Raw genomic sequence first — 20474 nt, forward strand, 5'->3', positions numbered from 1 at the left:
GTTGTCGCGGGCACTGCGGTGGAATCAATATAAGGGCGGCCTTCAAGCCCTGTCAAGCATGCTTGAGCAGGCCACGAAAATATTGTGGCCGGGCTTGCACGTTTGCGAGAATGAAAGGAACGACAACCACCTTGAATGCTGTAGCCGTGGCCAACACCAGTCCCATCAACGTGGGCGTTCTGTTCTCCAGCGAGGGGACCACCGCGGGGATCGAACGGTCTCAACTTCTGGGTACCTTGTTCGCGATCCACGAGATCAACGACGCTGGCGGCATCGATGGCCGAGAGCTGGTGGCCGTGCACCGCGATCCGCAGTCCAGCCTGCAGCGCTACCAGCAACTGGCCACGCAGCTGGTGCGTGATGACGGTGTGCACGTGATCTTCGGCTGCTACATGTCGAGCACACGCAAGGCCGTGATCCCGGTGGTCGAGAAGTGGAACCGCCTGCTGTTCTACCCCACGCTGTACGAAGGCTTCGAGTTCTCGAACAACGTGATCTACACGGGTGCGGCGCCCAACCAGAACAGCGTGCTGTTGGCCGACTACATGACGCGCCACTTCGGATCGCGCGTCTACATGGTGGGCAGCGACTACATCTACCCATACGAGTCGAACCGCCTGATGAGCGACTTCGTGCTGACGCGGCCTGGTGGCACCAAGGTAGGCGAGCGCTATGTGCGGCTCGATGCCACCGAGAAGGATTTCGCGCCCATCATCAAGGACATCCTCGACAAGCAGCCGGACTTCATCTTCTCGACCGTGGTGGGCGCCGGCACGCGCCTGCTCTACCAGGCCTATGCCGAGGCCGGACTGGACCCGCGCCGCATGCCCATCGCCAGCCTGACCACCTGCGAGGTCGAAGCCGCGGAGATGGGCGTTTCGGTGGCGCAGGGGCACATCACCGCGGCGCCGTATTTCCAGTCGCTGGACACCGCGCTCAACCACGAATGTCTGGCGCGCTTCAAGGCGCGGTTCGGATCCGAGGTGCAGCCCAACATGTGCTGGGAGGCCGCGTACTTCCAGGTGCACCTGTTCGCCAATGCCTTGCGTGCGGCTGGCAGCGATCAGCTTGATCGCCTGTTGCCCAGCTTGCTGGGCAGTGAGCTCGATGCGCCGCAGGGCCGCGTGCGCATCGACCCGGCCAACCACCACACCCGTCTGTACCCGCGCATCGGCCGTGTCGATGCGCAAGGGCAGTACGAGGTGCTGGCCGAAACCGCCCAGGGCATCGAGCCCGATCCCTACCTGGTCAACCATTCCGTGGGCGAGTGGAACGATCCGCTGGTGCTCAAGGTGTTGAAGGGGGCACGCCATGGCCGCCCCTGATGCCAAGCCACGTGTGTCCGGGCGGGGCAAGCGCGCCACGCCCGATCTGCTCAAGAAGCTGCGCCACCTGCGTGTGGCGGTGTTCCACCCCAAGGACGCCGATGGCGAGATGCTGACGGGGCAGTTGCAGCGCATCGGCTGCCACGCGCTCACCTTCTGGCCACCGCTGGAGGTCTTGCCCGACACGGTGGACGTGGTGTTCTGCGCTGTCCGCCCCGAACTGGCCGCGCGCAACTATGCCTGGGCCCGGGCCGAGTTGCCCCCGGCCATCGTGGCCGTGATCGATTATGAGAACCCCACCATCCTCGATGCCGTGCTGGAGCTGGGCGCACAGGCCGTGCTGACCACGCCACTGCGCTCGTCCGGCGTGCTGTCGTCGCTGGTGATGGCCTTGGCCGTGAACGACGAGATGAAAGAGGGCCGCAAGCGCGTGGCCCGCCTGGAGAAGAAGCTGCTGGCCGCCAACCAGATCAGCGAGGCCAAGCTGATCCTGATGCGCACCCGCCAGGTGAGCGATACCGAGGCTTACCGCCTGATCCGTGAGCAGGCCATGAGCAAGCGGGTGGGCACGGAAGAGATCGCCAGCGCCATCATCCAGGCCGATGCGGTGCTGAACTACCGCGAGCGCGATTGAAGCCGGCGCCAAGTGGATAGGTGAACCTCGGTTTTGGGATAGCGCATCGCCGCCGTCGATTCAAAGATGGCCAGCGCTCGTTTGGTGCTGAGCGCGTGTTCCCAAACCATTGGAGAGTTCATGCACAAGCTGTTGAGCCTTGCCTTCGTCGCATCCATGTCCGCAGCGGCGTTTGCCAGCCCATTGCCGGGCGTCCGCGGGGTGGACCATGTGGGCTTCACCGTTCCCAATGCCGATGCCGCCGTCCGCTTTTTCAATGAGGTCCTTGGGTGCGAAGAGGCCTTCAGGTTCGGGCCCATCAAGGATGAGCAAGGCACGTTGATGCAGGATCTGGTCAACGTGAACCCGCGGGCCGAGATCCAGCAGATCGTGATGATGCGGTGTGGGGCAGGGTCCAACATCGAGATCTTCCAATACAAGACGCCGGACCAGGCCGCAACACAACCCAGGAACAGCGACATAGGCGGTCACCATGTGGCGTTCTATGTGGAAGACCTGGCCAGTGCCGTCAAGCAGGCCAGGAGCCTGGGGGTGAAGACCTTCATCGGGCCGTTTCCCATCACCGACGGTCCGGCAGCGGGGCAATCGATCACGTATGTGCTCACCCCCTGGGGTATGCAGCTGGAGCTCATCTCGTATCCCAAAGGCATGGCCTACGAAGAAAAGGCCAAGGTCAAGCTTTGGCAGCCGGGCCGTTGAGTCATTAGGGGGGTGATGGCCCTTTACACCCGCCGGGTTCGCCGTTTAAGCTGAGGCACATGCTGCGGTGCAGCAAGAACAACGAGCCACTGAAAGCGGGGGTGAACCATGGGTGCCGATGCCATCGGGCTGCGCCGTGCGCGCGGCATGTTGAAGGACGTGGTGCGGAGCTTGGCGCTGGGTGCTGCAGTACTGGCCACCCTGCTGGGCACGGTAAAGGCCGAGGTGCTGCCCCACCTGCCTTCGCTTGCGCTGAAGGTCGATGAGGTCACGGTCTCCGGCCTGTCTTCCGGCGCCTACATGGCCGGCCAGTTCGGTGTGGCCTATTCGGCGTCGCTGTCGGGGGCGGCAGTACTGGCAGGCGGGCCGTATGGCTGCTCCCGCGGGTCCGTCAGCACGGCCATGCTGGGGTGCTCCTGCCCGGCTGAAAAGCCCTTGATGCTCAGCCTGTTGCAGGCTTTTCCCGGCATGGCCTGCACGGCCTTCAGCCCCGGGGTGTACGAGGTGTTCAGCGAACGGGCGGTGAAGGGCAACCGGGGCGCCATCGACGATCCCACTCACCTTGAACGGCACCGCATCTACCTGCTCTCCGGAGGGCAGGATCACGTGGTCGAGCGCAACTTGGTCGACGCGGCCGGTTTGCTCTACCGGCATCTGGGGGTGCCTGAGGCGCAGATCCACCATGAACACCTGCCCAAGGCTGGGCACGCCTTTCCCAGCCTGCAGGCCACGGCAGCCTGCGGGGTGACGAAATCACCCTTCATCAACCAGTGCCAGGTGGACACAGCGGGTGAGCTGCTCAAGTGGCTGCACCCCGATCTGGCGGCCGTGACGCCCGTCGATGCGGACGAAGGCGCCCTCTATCAATTCAGCCAGCGCCCTTACACCGCGGGATCGGCGTTCACCAGCATGGACACCACCGGCTGGGTCTATGTGCCCAAGGCCTGCAAGGAGCCTGGCGTGGGCTGCCGGCTGCATGTGGCCTTCCACGGGTGCGAGCAGGGGCAGAGCTTCAAGGGTGAAGGGCAGGGCGCCTACGGCCTGCAGTTCGTCAAAGGTGCGGGTTACAACCGCTGGGCCGAGGCCGGCCGTGTCGTGGTGCTGTACCCGCAGGTCAAGCCGAGCACACGCGGCAGCTTCTACCAGCCCTACCAGTTCAACCCCAAGGGGTGCTGGGATTTCTGGGGCTATACCGAGAAATATGCCGCGAACAACGCGGGCGCCCCCAATTTCGCCAAGAAGTCCGCCCCGCAGATGCGCGCCGTCAAGGCGATGATCGACGATCTGCTCAAAGCTCCCTGAATGGTGCTCAAGCTCCTCCCCGGAGCGCCGACAACGACGGGGTGAAGCTGTTATCCATTCTTTCGCGCCGATTCTCGGCCCTGGCCAGTTTTCGGGCGCAGTCGGCCCTGCTGTTCGGTGGGCTGGTGCTCGTGTTGACGGCGACCCTGGCGCTGGTGGTGTACCTGCTGATGGCGCGCCAGGCCGTGAGCGACCAGGGCCAGACACTCCATACCCAGGCGGCCAGCACCAGCGTGATGCTGGCCGAAGGCCTGTACGAACGCATGCGCGAGGTGGATCTGCTGGCCTCGTCAGCCGCCTTGACGCAGGATGGCGGAGGCGTGATCAAGCCGGACGGCTGGTTGCCGGTGCTGGAGAAGATGCAGGAGACCCGGCCCCAGTTCGCCTGGTTGGGCGTGACCGATGCACAAGGGGTCGTCAAGGTGGCCGCCCACGGGCTGCTCGAAGGCAAGGATGTGTCCGCCAGGCCTTGGTTCAAGGCCGCTTTGAAAGGCCCGGCCGCAGGGGATGTGCACCCTGCCAAGCTGCTGGCCACATTGCTGCCCACGCAGGTTGACAACGAACCCTGGCGCTTCATCGATTTTTCCGCCCCGCTGATCGACAGCAACGGCACGGTGGTGGGGGTGCTGGGCGTGCACGGCAGCTGGCGTTGGGCTCAGGATGTGATCGAATCGCTGCTGCCGCAAGGATCGCGATACGAGAAAGTGCAGGTCTTTATCCTGGACAAGGGTGGCCTGGTGATCCACCAGCCCAAGGGCCTGACGGGTCTGGACAAAGCCTTGTCCATGCCCAAGGGGCTGGCGCATGGTGCTGCCGTGATGGACTGGCCTGATGGCGGGCGCTACCTCACGGCTCTGGCCCGCGTGCCGGCGCGCAATGCCTTGACGGACCTGGGCTGGACCGTGGTGGTGCGACAGCCACCCGAAGTGGCCATCAAGCTGGCCGTGCAGGTTCAGAAAACGGTGATCGCCGTGGGCGTGGTGGTGGGCGTGCTCGGGGTGCTGATGGTCTGGTGGCTGGCCGGGCGACTGAACCGGCCTCTGGTCGACATGGCCCGGGCGGCCGACCGCATCGCAGCCGGAGACCGCAGCGTGCACATGGGCCACCACCGCGGTGCGGCCGAGCTGATGCAGGTGTCGGCTGCCGTGGACCACATGACCCGGGAGTTGCTGCAGCGCGAGCAGGCCCTGGTGGCCTCGCGCGACGAGCTGGAGCGCAAGGTGCGCGAGCGCACGGCCGAACTCCAGGCCAGCAATGCCGAACTGGCCCGCGCCAACACCGAGCTGGACAACCTGTCGCGTCACGATGCGCTGACCAAGCTGCCGAACCGCCGCGCCGCCGATGAGCGCCTGCTGCACGAACTGGCGCGCCACCGCCGCAGCCAGACCCCGTTGACTTTGATGGTGGTGGACATCGACCACTTCAAGGCGATCAACGACACCCATGGACACGGCGTGGGCGACGAAGTGCTGGCCGAGGTGGCCCGGCGCATGTCCGTCACCTGCCGCGCATCGGATTTCGTGGCGCGCATGGGAGGCGAGGAGTTCCTGCTGATCCTGCCGGACACCGACCAGCGAGGTGGAGAACTGCTGGGCCGCAAGGTGCTGGAATGGGTGGCCTCCATGCCCGTGGGACCTGTGCCACGCGTCACCATCAGCGTCGGGCTGGTCAGCCTCGTGCCCCAGGGCGGCATGGCGCCAGGCCCCTTGATCGAGGCCGCAGACCAGGCGCTCTACCGTGCCAAGAACGCGGGGCGCAACCGGGTCGAGGTGGGCGAACTCGCCTGAGGGCTCAGGGTGTGGCGCGTGCCTGCCGCGGCGGGCGTGCGCAAAGGTAGGCGCCCAGGGACACCAGGGCCAGACCGGCCACCAGCCAGACGGTCAGCGGCTCGTCGAGCAGCGGCACGGCACCCAGCCCGGCCAGCACGGGCACCAGTGCCACCAGCGCACCTGTGCGCTCGGCCCCCAGGATCTCCACGGCCCGCAGGAACATGATCATCGCGATGATGGTGGGCCCCAGGCCCTGGTAAAGCCCTTGCAGCACCAGCATCGACATGGGCACCTGGTCGAGATGGCGCGGCAGCCACAGCCAGTACACCGGCAGATAGACCAGGGCCGAGGCGATCGCCACGAAGCGTGTCAACAGCCAGGGGTCGAAGGCCCACTTCTTGACCAGCACACTGTAGGCCGCCCAGGCCACCGAGGCGCACAGGATCAGCGCATCGCCGGCCAGGGTGCTCTGGCCATGGTGGGCGCCGGTGATCTGCGGGACGGCCACGCAAGCCACGCCCAGTGCGATCGGCAGCAAACCCCAAAGGCGTTGCCGGTCAGGGCGCGAGCCCAGCAGGACCCAGGCAAGGGCCGTCACGAGAAAAGGTTGCATCCCGGGCAACAGGATCCCGCCATGGGCTGCTGGCGCCAGCTTGAAGCCTGCGTAGATGAACCCCAGGAAGATGATCCCACCCACCCAGGCCAGGATCCACAGCCGCGGGTTGCGCCACGTGCCCGCGGGCAGCCGCAGAGAGAACGGCAACAGGAACAGGGCGGCCGTGCCCAGCCGAAGCGCGACGATGTCCCAGCCGGTGAGGGCGGTCTTGCCACCCAGGCGCGAGATGAGGATGAAGCCGGCCCAGATCACGACGGTGGTCAGGGCGGCGATGTATCCCTGCATCAGGGAATTCGGGCGGTTGGCAGACAGCATGGGCCGCCAGTCTAGCGGCCCATGGCGTGTGCTGCCGGCCTGAGGGCTCTGGCCTCAGCGAGCGGCTTGCTCGGCTTGCTCGGCTTGCAGTTGCGCGCCGTGCGCCACGGCCACGGCCGTCATGTTGACGATGCGGCGCACGGTGGCTGAGGGCGTGAGGATGTGCACCGGTGCGGCTGCGCCCAGCAGGATCGGGCCCACGGTCACGCCCTGCCCGCCGGTCATCTTCAGCACGTTGAACAGGATGTTCGCGGCGTCGATGTTGGGCAGGATCAGGATGTTGGCCGTGCCGTCCAGCGTGGAGCCGGGCAGCAGCTTGTGGCGCACCGATTCGCTCAAGGCGGCATCGCCCTGCATCTCGCCATCGGCCGGCACGTGCGGCATGCGCTCGATGAACAGGTCGCGTGCGCGGCGCATCTTGCGGGCCGAGGGCCGCGTGCTGGATCCGAACATCGAGTGCGACAGGAAGGCCACGCGCGGCGGCAGGCCGAAGCGTTGCACCTCTTCCACCGCCAGCACGGCGATGTCGGCCAGCTGTTCGGCGGTCGGATCTTCGTTGACGAAGGTGTCGGCGATGAACAGCGAGTACTGGTCCAGGATCAGCGCGTTCAGGGCGGCCAGGCCATGGGCCTCGGGGCGCGTGCCGATCACTTCGCGGATCTGCTCCAGGTGCAGGTCGTAGCGGCCGATCACGCCGCAGATCATGCCGTCGGCATCGCCCAGGTGCACCATCAGCGTGGCGATCAGCGAGTTGGAGCGGCGCACCACCACCTTGGCCAGGTCGGGCGAGATGCCATCGCGGCCGCGCAGCTGGTGGTAGGCCTCGTAGTACTGCTTGAAGCGCTCGTCGTTGGCGGGGTTGACCACCTCGCAGTTCACGCCGGGCTGCAGGCGCAGGCCCGCGCGCTCGATGCGCGTGGCGATCACGTCGGGGCGGCCCACCAGGATCGGCTTGGCGATGCCTTCGTCGATGGCGACCTGGGCGGCGCGCAGCACGCGCTCGTCTTCACCTTCGGCATAGGCGATGCGCTTGGGCGCGGCCTTGGCGGCCAGGAACACCGGCCGCATGAACAGGCCCGTGTTGGTCACGAAGCGCGACAGCGATTCGCGGTAGGCGGCCAGGTCCTTGATGGGGCGCGTGGCCACACCGGATGCTTCGGCCGCCTCGGCCACGGCCGGCGCGATGCGCAGGATCAGGCGTGAGTCGAACGGCGTGGGAATCAGGTAATCCGGGCCGAAGCGCAGTTCGCGGCCTGGATAGGCCGCGGCCACTTCATCGCTGGTCTCGGCCTTGGCCAAATCGGCGATCTGACGCACGCAGGCCAGCTTCATGGCCTCGGTGATCTTGGTGGCACCGCAATCGAGCGCGCCGCGGAAGATGTACGGGAAGCACAGGACATTGTTGACCTGGTTCGGGTAATCGGATCGGCCGGTGGCGATGATGCAATCCGGACGGGCGGCCTTGGCCAGTTCAGGGCGGATCTCAGGCTCGGGGTTGGCCAGCGCCAGGATGATGGGCTGCGTGCCCATGGTCTTGACCATCTCGGCCGTGAGTGTGCCGGCCGCCGAGCAGCCCAGGAACACATCCGCGCCGTTCACGGCATCGGCCAGCGTGCGGCCGTTGGTGGGCTGCGCATAGCGGCGCTTGGAGTCGTCCAGCTTGTCGGTGCGCTCGGTGTGGATCAGGCCTTTCGAATCGCACACGAACACGTTCTCGCGCTTGACGCCCAGGCCCACCATCAGGTCCAGGCAGGCAATCGCTGCCGCGCCTGCGCCCGACACGGCGATCTTGACTTCACCGATCTGCTTGCCCACCAGTTCCAGACCGTTCAGCAGCGCTGCGCTGGAAATGATGGCCGTGCCATGCTGGTCGTCATGGAACACCGGGATGTTGACGCGCTCGCTGAGCTTCTTCTCGATGTAGAAGCACTCGGGCGCCTTGATGTCTTCCAGGTTGATGCCGCCCAGCGTGGGTTCCAGCGCCGCGATGATGTCGACCAGCTTGTCGGGGTCGCGCTCGGCCAGTTCGATGTCGAACACATCGACCCCGGCGAACTTCTTGAACAGGCAGCCCTTGCCCTCCATCACCGGCTTGGAGGCCAGCGGGCCGATGTCGCCCAGGCCCAGCACGGCGGTGCCGTTGGTGATCACGCCGACCAGGTTGCCCCGCGATGTGAAATCTGCAGCCAGGTTCGGATCCTGTTCGATGGCCAGGCAGGGGTAGGCCACGCCGGGCGAGTACGCCAGCGACAAGTCGCGCTGATTGGTCAGCGGCTTGATCGGCATGACGGCGATCTTGCCCCGGTTGGGAGAGCGGTGGTAGTCCAGCGCAGCATCGCGCAGGGCCTGTTCGGCATCTGACAGGGGCTTGGAAGAGCTCATGGCTGAAATTCGTAATGCTTCTCGACGCGGAGGGGCGTCATGGTACGCCAAGTGTCGGCCGGCGCCTACAGGGTGTGACGCTTGCACGCGGCCCCCCGCCCTGAGGGGTGCTTAGGGTCCACGAGAACTCAAGTGCCGCGGCACGGCACCGACAATGAGTGGACACAGCAGTATCCAGATTTCATGAGCTTGCTCCATCTCCTGCGGGAGAACTGGTCGGTGCGCTGGCGCCCACGATGGGAAGCCGCTCGCAACGCCGTCACCGCACACGAATCCATCGATGGCCCGCAGGCCGCTCATTTCCGCGCGATGCAGATCACGGCGGTGCGTCGCCTTTTCCCGCTCGTGATCCTGGGCAACGTGGTCAACACCGTGGCCATCGCCGCCACGTTCTGGGGCCACATCGGCACCTTGTGGCTGGCCTTGTGGTCTGCGGTGGTGGTGCTGGGCCTGGGCGTGGCCCAGGTGTGGTGGGGTACCTTCCTGCGGCGCAGTGCCCAGGGGCGCGTCACGGCATCCCCGCGCGCCATGCGCACGCTCACGGTGCAGGTGGCCATGTATGCCGCCATCTGGATGGTCGTGCCTGTCACCGTGTTCCCTTCTGCTGACCATTCCGGCGAAATGCTGCTGGGCACGGTCACGGTGGGCATGCTGTGCGCGGGCGGCTTCATCCTGTCCGCTCATGTGCGTGCGGCGTGTGCCTATGTCGCCATCATGGCGCTGGGCTCGATGCTGGCGCTGGTGATGTCGCATTACGCCACCCAGGTGGCGCTGCTGAGCCTGCTCGTGGTGTACGCCGGCACCATCATGGCCATGGTGGTCGCCAGCGCGCGGGTCTACATGAGCCGCCTGCGTGCGGAGGCAGAAACCGAGCGCCAGACCCAACTGATTGACCTGCTGCTGCGCGATTTCGAAGAGCACGCCAGCGACTGGCTGTGGGAAACGGGCGTCCATGGGCAGTTGCGCCATGTGTCTGCCCGCCAGGCACAGGCGCTCGCGCTGCGCCCGGGGTCCCTGGCCCAGGTGTCCTTCCTGGACCTGCTGGAAGCGCGTCTGCCGGCTGATTTGCCCGAAGCCCTGGAGGCCCATGCCCGCCTGAAGGGCTGCATGACGCAGTGGCAGGCCTTCCGCGATCTCGAGATGCCCGTGATGGTGGGGGGCGAGCAGCGCTGGTGGTCGCTCACGGCCAAGCCGTTGGTGGACGAGCGCGGCGCACCTGCAGGCTGGCGTGGCGTGGGCTCCGACATCACCGAGGCGCGGCGTGCCCGCGATGAACTGGCCCGCCTGGCCAACGTGGACGCGCTGACCGGCCTGGCCAACCGTTACCGCTTCGGGCGCGAGTTGTCCCGGCTGAACGAACTCGGTGAGGGACAGGCACCCAACTGCGCCTTGCTGTTCCTGGATCTGGACAACTTCAAGAACATCAACGATTCACTCGGTCATGCCGTGGGCGACCAGTTGCTGCGGTGTGTCGGTGATCGCCTGCGGGGCATGGTGCGCGACGGCACGGTTCTGGCCCGCCTGGGGGGCGACGAGTTTGCTCTGCTGCTGTGGACCCATACCGATCCGCTGGCGGTGGACACCCTGTGCCGCCACATGCTGGAGGCCCTGGGCGAGCCCTATCAACTCCAAGACGTGCGTGTGGAAGTGCGGGCCAGCATCGGCATCGCGCTGGCGCCACGCGATGGCTCCGATCCAGAGTCCCTGCTCAAGTGCGCCGACCTGGCCCTGTATGCCGCCAAGGCGGGCGGGCGCAACACCTACCGCTTCTTCGACACGGCCATGGCCGAGAACGCCCGTGCCCGCGTGCGCCTTCAGCATGAATTGGGCGTGGCGCTGGCCAAGGAGCAGTTTGCGGTGCATTACCAGCCCCAGTACCACCTGCTCACCCGCGAGGTGATCGGTTTCGAGGCCCTGGTGCGCTGGCAGCACTCCGAGCGCGGCCTGATCGGCCCCGGCGAGTTCATCCCCGTGGCCGAGGAGACGGGCCAGATCGTGCCTCTGGGTACCTGGGTGCTGCGCCAGGCCTGCCGGGATGCCGTGCACTGGCCTGCCCATCTGCGGGTGTCGGTCAACCTCTCGGCGGTGCAGTTCCGCAGCTCGTCCGTGGTCGACGTCGTCGACATGGCCCTGGCCGACAGTGGCCTGCCGCCTGACCGGCTGGAGTTGGAAGTGACCGAATCGGCGCTGATCGAGGACCACGAGGGCGCCCAGGCCACCTTGATGGCCCTGCGCAGCCGCGGCATCCGCGTGGCCTTGGATGACTTCGGCACAGGCTATTCCTCGCTGGCCTACCTGCGCCGCTTCCCGATGGACAAGCTCAAGATCGACGGCATGTTCGTGCGCTCGCTGGACAGCGACCAGGATGCCCAGGCCGTGGTCACGGCCATCATCCGCCTGGCCAAGGCCCTGCGCCTGGACACCACGGCCGAGGGCGTCGAGACCAAGGAGCAGATGGTGATGCTGCGCGCCCTGGGCTGCGACGATGTGCAGGGCTTCCTGATCTCCCGGCCGATGCCGGCAGGCCAGGTCATGCCTTATCTGGCCCGCAGCGCCGACGTCCTGACGCCCGCCTGATCGGGGGTGGTATGGGCGCTGAATGTGCCCTCGTGAGCCATGGTGCGGTGGTACATTGCCAGTCGACAGACCGGCCGCGCGGCATGACAGCCTCGGGGCGGAGATCAACAGTTTCTAGATGATGCGAGGATCTTTCGTATGAAGTGGATGCGCAATGTGGTTCGGGCCCTGATGGCCTGGATGCTGATGGCAACGATGGCGGCCCAGGCCGCGCCTGCGAACGACTACGTGCTGGGCGTAGGCGACGTCATCAAGATTTCGGTTTATCAGAACGTGGACCTGACGCTGGAGACGCGTATTTCTGAAAGCGGAGTGATCTCTTACCCCTTGCTCGGCAACATCAAGTTGGGCGGGCTTTCGGTCTCCGCCGCTGAAAAGAAGATCGCCGACGGCCTGCGCGAAGGTAATTTTCTGAAACAGCCGCAAGTGTCGATTCTGGTGGCCATCGTCAAAGGCAACCAGGTCTCGGTGCTGGGCGCTGTGAACCGTCCTGGCCGCTATCCGCTTGAAACCACCAACACCCGTCTGAGCGAAGCCCTGGCCAACGGTGGCGGCATCATGGTTGGGTCTGGCTCGGATTCGGTCATCGTGACCGGCACCCGCAACGGCCAGCCTTTCCGCAAGGAGGTGGATTTCCCGATGGTGTTCGCCCCCGCCAACCCGGCTGAGGACATCATCCTGCAGAACGGCGACACGGTTTATGTGGACCGTGTGCCCATGATCTACGTCTACGGTGAAGTGCAACGCCCTGGCACGGTCCGCCTGGAGCGCGACATGACCGTGACCCAGGCCCTGGCAGCCGCCAGTGGCCTGACCCTGCGCGGTACCGACAAGGGTATCAAGGTGCACCGTCGCCAGCCCGATGGCTCCATCAAGATCGTGCAGCCCGGCATGAACGACACCCTCCAGAAGGATGACGTCGTCTACGTGAAGGAAAGCCTGTTCTGATCGCCTGATCGGTTCAGCATTGAAAAAGCCCGGGCCGCAAGGCGCCGGGCTTTTTTCTTGGGCCAGCTTGCTCCGAGAGCGCTCAGGCCTTCTTTTCCCAGGCGGCAGCGTAGAAGCCGTCCGTGGCATGGCGGTTGGGCCACAAGCGCAGGTGCCCCAGCGGCGTGGTCAGCTCGCCAGCGCGCTCCACGCCAGCCTGCTCCAGCACCTGGCGGGCGTTCACAGGCACCAGATCCGGGAACTGCTCGCTGAAAGCCGCGGCGATCTGCTCGTTCTCGTCGGTCAGCAGGCTGCAGGTGGCATAGACCAGGCGGCCGCCCGGCTTGAGCAGGCGCTGGGCGCTGGCCAGGATGGCTTGCTGCTTGACCTGCAGTTCGTCGATGGCCTTGGGGCTCTGGCGCCACTTCAGATCGGGATTGCGGCGCAGGGTGCCCAGGCCGGAGCAGGGCGCATCCACCAGCACGCGGTCGATCTTGCCGCTCAAGCGCTTGATGCGCTCGTCGCGTTCATGGGCGATCTGCGTGGAGTACACATTCGACAGGCCGCTGCGCGCCAGGCGCGGTTTGAGCGCCTCCAGCCGGTGGCCGGACACATCGAAGGCGTACAGGCGCCCTGTGTTGCGCATCATCCCGCCCAGGGCCAGGGTCTTGCCGCCAGCGCCGGCGCAGAAATCCACCACCATCTCACCGCGCTTGGCGCCAGTCAGCAAGGCCAGCAACTGGCTGCCCTCATCCTGCACCTCGACATCGCCGCCGGTGTACAGCGGCAGTTTCTGCAGCGGTGGTTTGCCATCGATGCGGATGCCCCAGGGAGAGAAGGGCGTGACGGTGGCTTCGATGCCGGCCTCGGCCAAGGCAGCCAGCACGGCCTCGCGCTTGGCCTTGACAGCGTTGACGCGCAGATCGAGCGGCGCGCCCGCGGACATGGTATCGATCAGGGCCCAGAACTGGGCTGTGCCTTCTTCATCCTTGCCGAACTGGTCGCGCAGGCGGTTGGCGATCCAGTCGGGCAGGTTGTGGCGCAGCTTGTCGGGCAGGGTGCTGCGGTCGATCTTGGCGATCCGGTCCAGCCAGGCCAGTTCGTCCACAGTGGCACCCATCTTGAGCACATGGGGCAGGCCTTGCCACGCCAGCAGCGTGAGGCGCCGGTCCATCGGGCCGTGGCCGGATTGGGCCAGGTGCTGGTAGAGCAGCTTCTGGCGCAGCACAGCGTAGGCCGTCTCGGCCAGGGCGTGTCGTTCGCGCTGGCCCAGGGCCTTGTTCTTGCGGAAAAAGTAGGAAACGATGCTGTCGGCCGGGGCGTCGAGCTTGAGGACCTCACGCAGCAGGCCGCCGGTCAGGTCAAGAAGTTCTTTGGGGTACATGGGCAGGATTATCCCGCGTGGCGCCGCTCCCGGGTTGGTCGCGTTCCCATTCAGGGGGGGCCCACAGGTGTTTCAGCCGTTGGTGCCAGGGGCCGGGGCGGGCGATGTCGCGGATCATGTCGACCCATTCGTGCACGGTCAGCCACAGCGCATTGTTGCTCTTGGGCTGGCGCACCAGGCCGTAATCCACCGCTTCCCGCTCTTCGACGAAGGTGCCGAACAGACGGTCGAACACGATGAGGGTGCCGCCATAGTTGCGGTCGATGTACACCGGGTTGCGCCCGTGGTGCGCCCGGTGGTGCGAAGGCGTGTTGAAGATGAACTCGATGGGCCGGGGCAGCTTGCCCACCCACTGCGTGTGCACGAAGAACTGGTAGCCCAGGTTCAGCGACAGCGCGCACAGCACCCAGCGGGGCTCGAATCCCAGCCACACCATGGGCGTGTAGAACAGCCAGTTGCCTGCGAAGCTGTACAGCCAACTCTGGCGCATGGCGGTGGTGAAGTTCATGTGCTCGGAGCCGTGGTGCACCACGTGCGCGCACCAGAACCAGCGGATGCGGTGGCTGGCGCGGTGGAACCAGTAGTAGCAGAACTCCACGCCCAGGTACAAGGCCGCGAAAGTCCATGGCGTGATCTCGACGGTCTGCCAGCGGTGCGTGTAGACCCAGTCCATCGCCGGTATCACGGCAAACACCACGATCACGACGTCCAGCAGCATGTAGGCGCCACCCAGGTTCATGCTGGCCAGCGAATCCTTCAGGTCGTAGACCCCTGCGTTTCTCACCTTGTGAAATCGCCACCATTCCAAGGCCACCACGCTCATGAACAGCGGAGTCAACAGCAGCAAAAGGGCGTCGCGCAGATCCAGGTGGGCCAACCAGGCGGGCAGGGCTTGCACCGCCACCTGTGGCAGCCAGGTGCTCAGCAGCAAGGTGGGGGGCACAGTGTGAAGGGGGCTTGCATCCATGGCACTCATGGTGCGTGAAGACGTGTTTTGCGGCTTGACGATGCCTGCCCAATTCTTGACGCATCGCGCCAATGTGGTCCTCGCACCCCCGCGAAAACTCCTGATGGTCACGGATCGTCACAAGCGTCATCATGTTCCGCGCCCCGTTGTCATCTCACGTCTGAATGCCCCCCCGTCATGGCTGAGCCCGTGTCCCGCGTTGCCGCGACGTATGTCCGCCTGCTCTACGACTACCTGCAGGCGCAGGACGTCGATGCCGAGCGTCTGCTCGGCCCACTGCCTCCGGCAGACCAGCATTTCGTGCCGCTGAGTGCCTGGCAGGGCATGCTCACACGTGTGCAGGATCTGGAAGGCCGACCGGGATTGGGCTTGCGTGTTGCCGCGGGCATCAGCCCTCGGCACTTCGGCGTGGTGGGTTATGCCGCATTGGCCTGTGCCACGCTGGGTGAGGCCTTGCTGCGGCTGGAGCGCTATCACGCGTCCGTGTATGACGTGAACCCGGCTGTGGTGCGCCACCTGCCAGAGGGCATCAGCATCGAATGGGGTGTCTCGCGTGGCAAGCCCGGCCCGCTGGTGGACGAAACCGCCATCGCCTCCCTGGTGCAACTGGCGCGGGACATGACGGGTCATGTCTGGCCGGTGATGGAGGTCAGCTTTGTCAACCCGCGGCCCGATGACGTGCGCCCCTACGAGGATTTTTTCGGTGGCCTGGTGCGGTTCGGCGCACAGGTCACGCGCTTGGTGTTGGCGGCCGAGCACCTGGTGCTGCCATTGCGCAAATCCGACCCTGCCCTGCTGGCCTTGATGGACCAGCAGGCCGAGGCGCTGCTGGCCCGCGTGGCATCGGTGCCGGCCGAGGTGGAGGCCTGGCGCCGCACCTTGGTGGTGTTGATCCGCGAGGGGCGGCCTGCCCTGGTCGATCTGGCTCGCGCCCACCACCTCAGCCCGCGCAGCTTGCAACGCCGCTTGGCCGAGCAAGGGCTGGGCTTCCAACGCCTGCTCGACGACACACGTCAGCATCTGGCTGAAGGCTACATGCGGCAGCATGGCCTGGACCTGGCCGAGATCGCCTTGCTGCTGGGCTTCTCGGAGCAGAGCGCCTTCACCCGTGCCTTTCGTCAATGGACCGGGCTGGCGCCGGCACAGTGGCGCAAGCAGGCCTTGGCCAACAAGAATCAGGTAAGCCCGTGAGCCTGCTGGCCCGTGCGCCTTCATCGGTGCTGTTGCCCGACGGCACGGCGGCCACGGGGCGCTACGAGGGGCGCATCGCTCGGTTGGATTGGGGCGGACTGGCCGCGGCCGACCGCCGGCCATTCTGGTGGCGCACGCTACGGCACAAGCGCTGGCAGTACCTGGGCATCGGTTCTCAACACCTGTTTGTCGGCTTGGCCATCGTGGACCTGGGTTGGGGCTGCACAGCCTTTGCCTACTTGTTTGAGCGTGGTTCACGCACGCTGCTTGCGGACTGGTCCCAGGATGGGATCAAGGGTTGGTCGGGAGCCGTGTCAGACGCACCGGTGACGGGCAGTCGTGTCCATTTCAGGGGGCCAGGCGCGCGTCTGAGCTGGCAGCACGATGCCAGATCAGACAGCCTGCATGTGCATGTGGCAGTGCCCGGCCTGGCCTTGGAGGCCACCGTGTCTCTGTCCGATGCGCCGCCTTTGCTGCTGGCTATAGGCCCGATCGGAGAGGCGGGCGATGGCCTGGCCCACGCTACGCAGAAGACTTCTGCCTTGCCCGTGCAAGGCTGGGCCCAGGCGGGTGGTCAGCGTTTCGATCTGGCGAATGCCGTGGCCAGCCTGGACAGCTCGCACGGCCTGCTGGCGCATTGCACTGCCTGGCAATGGGCCTGTGCGCACCGTCCCGGGCTGGGCTTCAACCTGCAGGCCGGGTATTTCGGTGCGCACGAGAACGCCCTGTGGCTGGACGGCCAACTGATCCCGCTGGGTGCGGCACGTTTTGATTTCGATGCGGCCGATCCACTGGCTCCATGGCGCGTGCGCACAGACGATGGGCTGCTGGACCTGGACTTCCAGCCCGAGGGCGCTCGTGGAGAGCAGCGCAACCTGGGCCTGGTGGCCAGCCGCTATGTGCAGCCCGTCGGCACCTTCAGCGGCTATGTCAGGGCCTCGGATGGTGCGGCGCCTCGGCCGGTGCACGACTTGCTGGGTGTGACCGAGGACCACAGCTCGCGCTGGTGATGCCCTGGGGCGGCACCGCTTGCCCGCGGGCTTCGCGGATCAGCCGTTTGCTGAGTTGCACGAACTGGATGCCGTAGTCCTCCTCGCCGCACTCGCCCAAGGTGTGGCCATCGAACCCGATCACGGCTGAGCGCCCGAAGTGGCAGCGCACGCCGTCGAAGCCCGCCGCGTTGGCCACCGCCACGTAGCTGTGGTGTGCCAGGGCCAGCGCCTGTGGAGCTGGCAGTGCGGTGGACTCGACGGGGCACCCCACGATCAGTTCTGCGGCGCTGGCCGAATGGCCATCCGACAGGGACACTGTCATGCCCTTGGGCCCAGCGCAAACGCTGGGCATGTCACAGTCCGTGCCTCGGTGGGCCTGCACGATGTCGCCCTGGTCATCCATCAGTACCAGCGTGTGCTCGGCGGGGCAGCCGAGCGAGAACACGCCCCACACCTGCGCGTTTCTGCAGGCACGCGCCAGCACGGCGGTCTCGTTGCCGGGGATGCTGCCCACCGTGTTCAGCATGGCATCGTCGTCATGGCCATCACCTTGCGGCAGGCCATGAGTGCTGTACGCCGGAAAGATCACCAGGTCCAGGCCGGGCAGGCCCAGCTTCAGCCCTTCGATCATCTGGCGGATCTTGTTCGCGTTGGCCAGTACCTCGGCCCGGGTACGAAGCCGGGGCATCTTGTAGTTCACGACCGCGACGCCAACGGCATCGTCGCTGGCCGGTGTGTCGTTCTGGGGCACGGCCTGTCTCCTGCGGCTCTCTCGATGGTCCACAGGATCGGCGGCGTGGGCGCCAGCGGCAATACGTCGATTGACGTAGGCAGGCGTGCCCGTGGCGTCAGGCGGCGTGCTGGGCTTGCGCCACCAGCCAGGACTCGAATGTTCTTGCGCCCAGCCGCGGCGCATCACCCGGCGTGAGCGACCCGTCATCCAGCACGGTGCCGAAGTAAGGCGCCGCTGCATCTTCCACCACCTGGCGCGTGTCGCCCGTGGCAGCAAGGTACTGCTGCACGAATGCCGCCATGCCCAGGCGCTTCGGACCAGCCAACTCCACCAGTCCATTCAATGGCTTGGCCAAGGCCACCGCGGCCAGCAGTTCGGCGACATCGGCCGAGGCAATGGGCTGCATGTGCGCAGGCGACAGGTGCACCGAGCCGTTCCTTGCCGCAGACCCCGCGATGGTGCCCATGAACTCGAAGAACTGCGTGGCACGCACGATGGTGTAAGGCACCAATGAGGACCTGATCAGCGCCTCCTGCGCCAGCTTGGCGCGGAAGTAACCGCTGTCCTGCAGGCGCTCCGTTCCCACCACCGACAATGCGACATGGTGTGCCACGCCTGCTTGCGTTTCGGCCGCCAGAAGGTTGCGCCCAGAGGTCTCGAAGAAGGCCATCACAGCCTGGTCCTCGAAAGAAGGTGAGTTGGCCACATCCACCACCACCTGAGCACCGGCGAGCGCCTGGGCCAGGCCCTCGCCGGTGATGGTGTTGACGCCTGTGTTGGGCGAGGCTGCGAGGGCCTCATGTCCTTGTGCGCGCAAGGCATTGACGAGTTGGGTACCGATGAGGCCGGTGCCTCCGATGACGACGATCTTCATGGTGTGTTCTCAGTATCGGTTGATAGACGGGAGGCTCGATCAGGACAGGTCGGCCTTTTCCAGCCCAAAGGCCTTGTCGTGGATGCCGGGCACCGTCTGGAAGGCCACGTTGACGCGGTTCCAGGCGTTGATGGCCATCACGTGGAAGGTCAGGTCAGACAGTTCCTTCTCGCTGAACTGGGCGCGCACTTGTTCGTAGTCGGCATCTGCCACGCCATGCTCGGGGATGCGGGTCAGCAGTTCGGTCCAGGCCAGAGCAGCCCGTTCACGCGGCTCGAACAGGGGCGATTCGCGCCAGATGGCGATGTGGTGCAGGCGCAGGTCACGCTCGCCGCGGATGTGGGCCTGCTTGATGTGCATGTCCAGGCAGAAAGCGCAGCCATTGAGCTGCGATGCGCGGATGTTGACCAGGTCATGGATGGCCTCTTCGATGCCGCTGGCCTTGACCTGGGTGCTGAACTCGATCAGCTTCTTGAACAGCTGGGGCGATTGCTGCATGTAGTTGAGGCGTTGGCTCATGGTGGCTCCTTCGGGGTGGTTGAGCGCCTGCGGGGCGCAGGTAACGAAAGCGGATGTCGGCGCAGGCGTGCGCAACTGCGCACGGGCCTGCTGGATGTAGGCCCGGCATTGATCAAGGCGCCAGCCCGTCAGCCTGGCCAGCTCGTCATCGCCTACCGAGAACAGGCCGCCGAGGATGAAGGCGGTGCGTTCTTCAGGCGTTATGCACTCCAGCCACTGGAGCAGCGCGGCAGTGGCCTCGTCGGCGCACGCCAGCGCTGAGCCGGGTGATGAGGGGTGATCGAGGGCGTCCATACCCTCTATACGTGCCGGCCACCCGTTTTGTGACACACCCGCTGGGGCGTGCCCCGAATGGCCGTCAGTCGGAGACCGGGCTGCCCAGAATGGCGGCCAGCCGCGACAGTTTGGCGGGGTTGCGCTGCACCAGGATGCGCGTGATGCGCTGGCCATCGGTTTCGTAGGCCTGGGCCGATTCCAGCACGCCATCGATGAAGCGCAGCAGACCCCAATGGCCATTGATGCCGACCACCTCGATGCGCACCTTGGCGCCATGCTTGAGCAACGCTGCGTAGAACAGCTGGGCGATGCGCTGTGCCCCCAGCAGCGGGTAAGGGAAGCTCGGCACGCGTCCACCGCCATCACCGATCAGTTGGGCATCCTCGGCCAGCAGCGAGCGCAGGCTGGCGAAATCCCCGCGTGTCATGGCCTGCGCAAAATCGCTGAGCAGGCGGTGGTGTGTCTCGTGGGTCACCAAGTAGCGCGGGCGATCATCCTGCAGCTGCGTCTTGGCGCGGCTCACCAACTGGCGGCAGGCCACCTCGCTCTTGCCCAGCACCTCGGCCAGGTCGCTGTAATCGGCATCGAACACCTCGCGCAGCAGAAAGGCCGCACGGGCCTCGGGGGCGAGGCGTTCAAGCACCCGCAGAAACGCCACCGACACATCGTCGGCACGTTCGAGCATCTGCTCAGGTGAACTGGGCGGCGCCATCAACTGAGGCTCGGGCAGCCAGAAACCGGTGTAGTGCTCCCGCTGGACCTTGGCAGAGCGCAGCCTGTCGATGGCAAGGCGCGTGGACACCGTTACCAGCCAGGCTTCGCTGTGGTCGGATGCCATGGCATCGGCTTCATGCCAGCGCAGCCAGGCATCCTGCACCACCTCTTCGGCCTCGGCCAGCGAGCCCAGCATGCGATAGGCGATGCCTTGCAGCCGGGGGCGCAGGCGGTTGAAGGTCAGGGTCTTGTCGTCCATGGTGACCCTTATACGTTCG

The 20474-nt window shown here is 65.9% G+C and carries 17 protein-coding genes; 9 read left to right on the forward strand and 8 right to left on the reverse strand.

Translation table 11 applies throughout. From position 1 onward, the window contains the following. Nucleotides 1-146: 146 nt before the first annotated feature. The 5 genes from EIP75_RS18090 (at nucleotide 147) to EIP75_RS18110 (ending at nucleotide 5747) form a co-directional block, all read left to right on the forward strand. On the forward strand, nucleotides 147-1325 hold the full coding sequence (locus EIP75_RS18090) for a transporter substrate-binding domain-containing protein (protein WP_233584939.1): 1179 nt from the start codon (nucleotides 147-149) through the stop codon (nucleotides 1323-1325). Further along, entirely contained in the window at nucleotides 1312-1959 is a 648-nt protein-coding gene (locus EIP75_RS18095) for an ANTAR domain-containing response regulator (protein ID WP_125244692.1), read from the forward strand. Before EIP75_RS18090 ends, EIP75_RS18095 begins: the two co-directional genes overlap by 14 nt. 120 nt (nucleotides 1960-2079) lie before the next feature. Then, on the forward strand, nucleotides 2080-2658 hold the full coding sequence (locus EIP75_RS18100; RefSeq protein WP_125244693.1) for a VOC family protein: 579 nt from the start codon (nucleotides 2080-2082) through the stop codon (nucleotides 2656-2658). 108 nt (nucleotides 2659-2766) lie between these two features. Next, complete coding sequence (locus tag EIP75_RS18105; protein ID WP_125244694.1) at nucleotides 2767-3960, forward strand: extracellular catalytic domain type 2 short-chain-length polyhydroxyalkanoate depolymerase; 1194 nt, start codon at nucleotides 2767-2769, stop codon at nucleotides 3958-3960. 41 nt (nucleotides 3961-4001) lie between these two features. After that, nucleotides 4002-5747 (forward strand): sensor domain-containing diguanylate cyclase, encoded by a 1746-nt coding sequence (locus EIP75_RS18110; protein WP_125244695.1) that lies wholly within the window; start codon nucleotides 4002-4004, stop codon nucleotides 5745-5747. A 4-nt stretch (nucleotides 5748-5751) separates the two neighbouring features. Here EIP75_RS18110 and EIP75_RS18115 read toward each other — a convergent pair whose 3' ends face one another. Both EIP75_RS18115 and EIP75_RS18120 read right to left on the reverse strand, forming a co-directional pair. After that, nucleotides 5752-6660, reverse strand: coding sequence for a DMT family transporter (locus EIP75_RS18115; protein WP_125244696.1), 909 nt, complete (start codon nucleotides 6658-6660; stop codon nucleotides 5752-5754). Between the two features lie 54 nt (nucleotides 6661-6714). Beyond that, nucleotides 6715-9042 carry an NADP-dependent malic enzyme gene (locus EIP75_RS18120; protein WP_125244697.1) on the reverse strand — a complete coding sequence of 776 codons (2328 nt, stop codon included), beginning with the start codon at nucleotides 9040-9042 and terminating at the stop codon, nucleotides 6715-6717. 183 nt (nucleotides 9043-9225) lie between these two features. On the opposite strand from EIP75_RS18120, the gene EIP75_RS18125 reads away from it, so the two are divergent. Both EIP75_RS18125 and epsE read left to right on the forward strand, forming a co-directional pair. Beyond that, nucleotides 9226-11619 carry a putative bifunctional diguanylate cyclase/phosphodiesterase gene (locus EIP75_RS18125; protein ID WP_125244698.1) on the forward strand — a complete coding sequence of 798 codons (2394 nt, stop codon included), beginning with the start codon at nucleotides 9226-9228 and terminating at the stop codon, nucleotides 11617-11619. Between the two features lie 138 nt (nucleotides 11620-11757). Then, on the forward strand, nucleotides 11758-12567 hold the full coding sequence (gene epsE / locus EIP75_RS18130) for a polysaccharide export protein EpsE (RefSeq protein ID WP_199758643.1): 810 nt from the start codon (nucleotides 11758-11760) through the stop codon (nucleotides 12565-12567). 82 nt (nucleotides 12568-12649) lie between these two features. Here the strand turns inward: epsE and EIP75_RS18135 are convergent, their stop codons facing one another. After that, nucleotides 12650-13930, reverse strand: a complete 1281-nt coding sequence (locus EIP75_RS18135) for an RsmB/NOP family class I SAM-dependent RNA methyltransferase (protein ID WP_125244699.1) — start codon at nucleotides 13928-13930, stop codon at nucleotides 12650-12652. After that, entirely contained in the window at nucleotides 13908-14897 is a 990-nt protein-coding gene (locus tag EIP75_RS18140; protein WP_199758644.1) for a sterol desaturase family protein, read from the reverse strand. The genes EIP75_RS18135 and EIP75_RS18140 overlap by 23 nt, the downstream gene beginning before the upstream one ends. A 189-nt stretch (nucleotides 14898-15086) precedes the next feature. Here EIP75_RS18140 and EIP75_RS18145 point away from each other — a divergent pair, with 189 nt between their 5' ends. Both EIP75_RS18145 and EIP75_RS18150 read left to right on the forward strand, forming a co-directional pair. Further along, nucleotides 15087-16088, forward strand: coding sequence for an AraC family transcriptional regulator (locus EIP75_RS18145; protein ID WP_158622900.1), 1002 nt, complete (start codon nucleotides 15087-15089; stop codon nucleotides 16086-16088). Next, nucleotides 16085-17098 (forward strand): DUF2804 domain-containing protein, encoded by a 1014-nt coding sequence (locus tag EIP75_RS18150; protein ID WP_233584937.1) that lies wholly within the window; start codon nucleotides 16085-16087, stop codon nucleotides 17096-17098. The genes EIP75_RS18145 and EIP75_RS18150 overlap by 4 nt, the downstream gene beginning before the upstream one ends. Here EIP75_RS18150 and EIP75_RS18155 read toward each other — a convergent pair. The 4 genes from EIP75_RS18155 to EIP75_RS18170 form a co-directional block, all read right to left on the reverse strand. After that, complete coding sequence (locus EIP75_RS18155; RefSeq protein ID WP_158622901.1) at nucleotides 17019-17831, reverse strand: nitrilase-related carbon-nitrogen hydrolase; 813 nt, start codon at nucleotides 17829-17831, stop codon at nucleotides 17019-17021. The genes EIP75_RS18150 and EIP75_RS18155 overlap by 80 nt on opposite strands. A 97-nt stretch (nucleotides 17832-17928) precedes the next feature. Continuing rightward, the gene (locus tag EIP75_RS18160; RefSeq protein ID WP_125244702.1) at nucleotides 17929-18687 is read right to left on the reverse strand and encodes an SDR family oxidoreductase; all 759 of its coding nucleotides are present in this window, start codon (nucleotides 18685-18687) and stop codon (nucleotides 17929-17931) included. Between the two features lie 39 nt (nucleotides 18688-18726). Continuing rightward, complete coding sequence (locus tag EIP75_RS18165; RefSeq protein WP_125244759.1) at nucleotides 18727-19206, reverse strand: carboxymuconolactone decarboxylase family protein; 480 nt, start codon at nucleotides 19204-19206, stop codon at nucleotides 18727-18729. A gap of 358 nt (nucleotides 19207-19564) precedes the next feature. Beyond that, the gene (locus EIP75_RS18170) at nucleotides 19565-20455 is read right to left on the reverse strand and encodes an RNA polymerase sigma-70 factor (protein WP_125244703.1); all 891 of its coding nucleotides are present in this window, start codon (nucleotides 20453-20455) and stop codon (nucleotides 19565-19567) included. Between the last annotated feature and the right edge of the window lie 19 nt (nucleotides 20456-20474).

The organism is Aquabacterium soli, assembly GCF_003933735.1.
Lineage (GTDB): Bacteria > Pseudomonadota > Gammaproteobacteria > Burkholderiales > Burkholderiaceae_C > Aquabacterium > Aquabacterium soli.

Excerpts from the sequence above, each read along its gene's own strand:
- EIP75_RS18095 (WP_125244692.1), top strand. The coding sequence starts at position 1,312 with ATGGCCGCCCCTGATGCCAAGCCACGTGTGTCCGGGCGGGGCAAGCGC.
- EIP75_RS18100 (WP_125244693.1), top strand. The coding sequence starts at position 2,080 with ATGCACAAGCTGTTGAGCCTTGCCTTCGTCGCATCCATGTCCGCAGCG.
- EIP75_RS18105 (WP_125244694.1), top strand. The coding sequence starts at position 2,767 with ATGGGTGCCGATGCCATCGGGCTGCGCCGTGCGCGCGGCATGTTGAAG.
- EIP75_RS18115 (WP_125244696.1), bottom strand. The coding sequence starts at position 6,660 with ATGCTGTCTGCCAACCGCCCGAATTCCCTGATGCAGGGATACATCGCC.
- EIP75_RS18120 (WP_125244697.1), bottom strand. The coding sequence starts at position 9,042 with ATGAGCTCTTCCAAGCCCCTGTCAGATGCCGAACAGGCCCTGCGCGAT.
- EIP75_RS18125 (WP_125244698.1), top strand. The coding sequence starts at position 9,226 with ATGAGCTTGCTCCATCTCCTGCGGGAGAACTGGTCGGTGCGCTGGCGC.
- epsE (WP_199758643.1), top strand. The coding sequence starts at position 11,758 with ATGAAGTGGATGCGCAATGTGGTTCGGGCCCTGATGGCCTGGATGCTG.
- EIP75_RS18135 (WP_125244699.1), bottom strand. The coding sequence starts at position 13,930 with ATGTACCCCAAAGAACTTCTTGACCTGACCGGCGGCCTGCTGCGTGAG.
- EIP75_RS18140 (WP_199758644.1), bottom strand. The coding sequence starts at position 14,897 with ATGGATGCAAGCCCCCTTCACACTGTGCCCCCCACCTTGCTGCTGAGC.
- EIP75_RS18160 (WP_125244702.1), bottom strand. The coding sequence starts at position 18,687 with ATGAAGATCGTCGTCATCGGAGGCACCGGCCTCATCGGTACCCAACTC.
- EIP75_RS18165 (WP_125244759.1), bottom strand. The coding sequence starts at position 19,206 with ATGAGCCAACGCCTCAACTACATGCAGCAATCGCCCCAGCTGTTCAAG.
- EIP75_RS18170 (WP_125244703.1), bottom strand. The coding sequence starts at position 20,455 with ATGGACGACAAGACCCTGACCTTCAACCGCCTGCGCCCCCGGCTGCAA.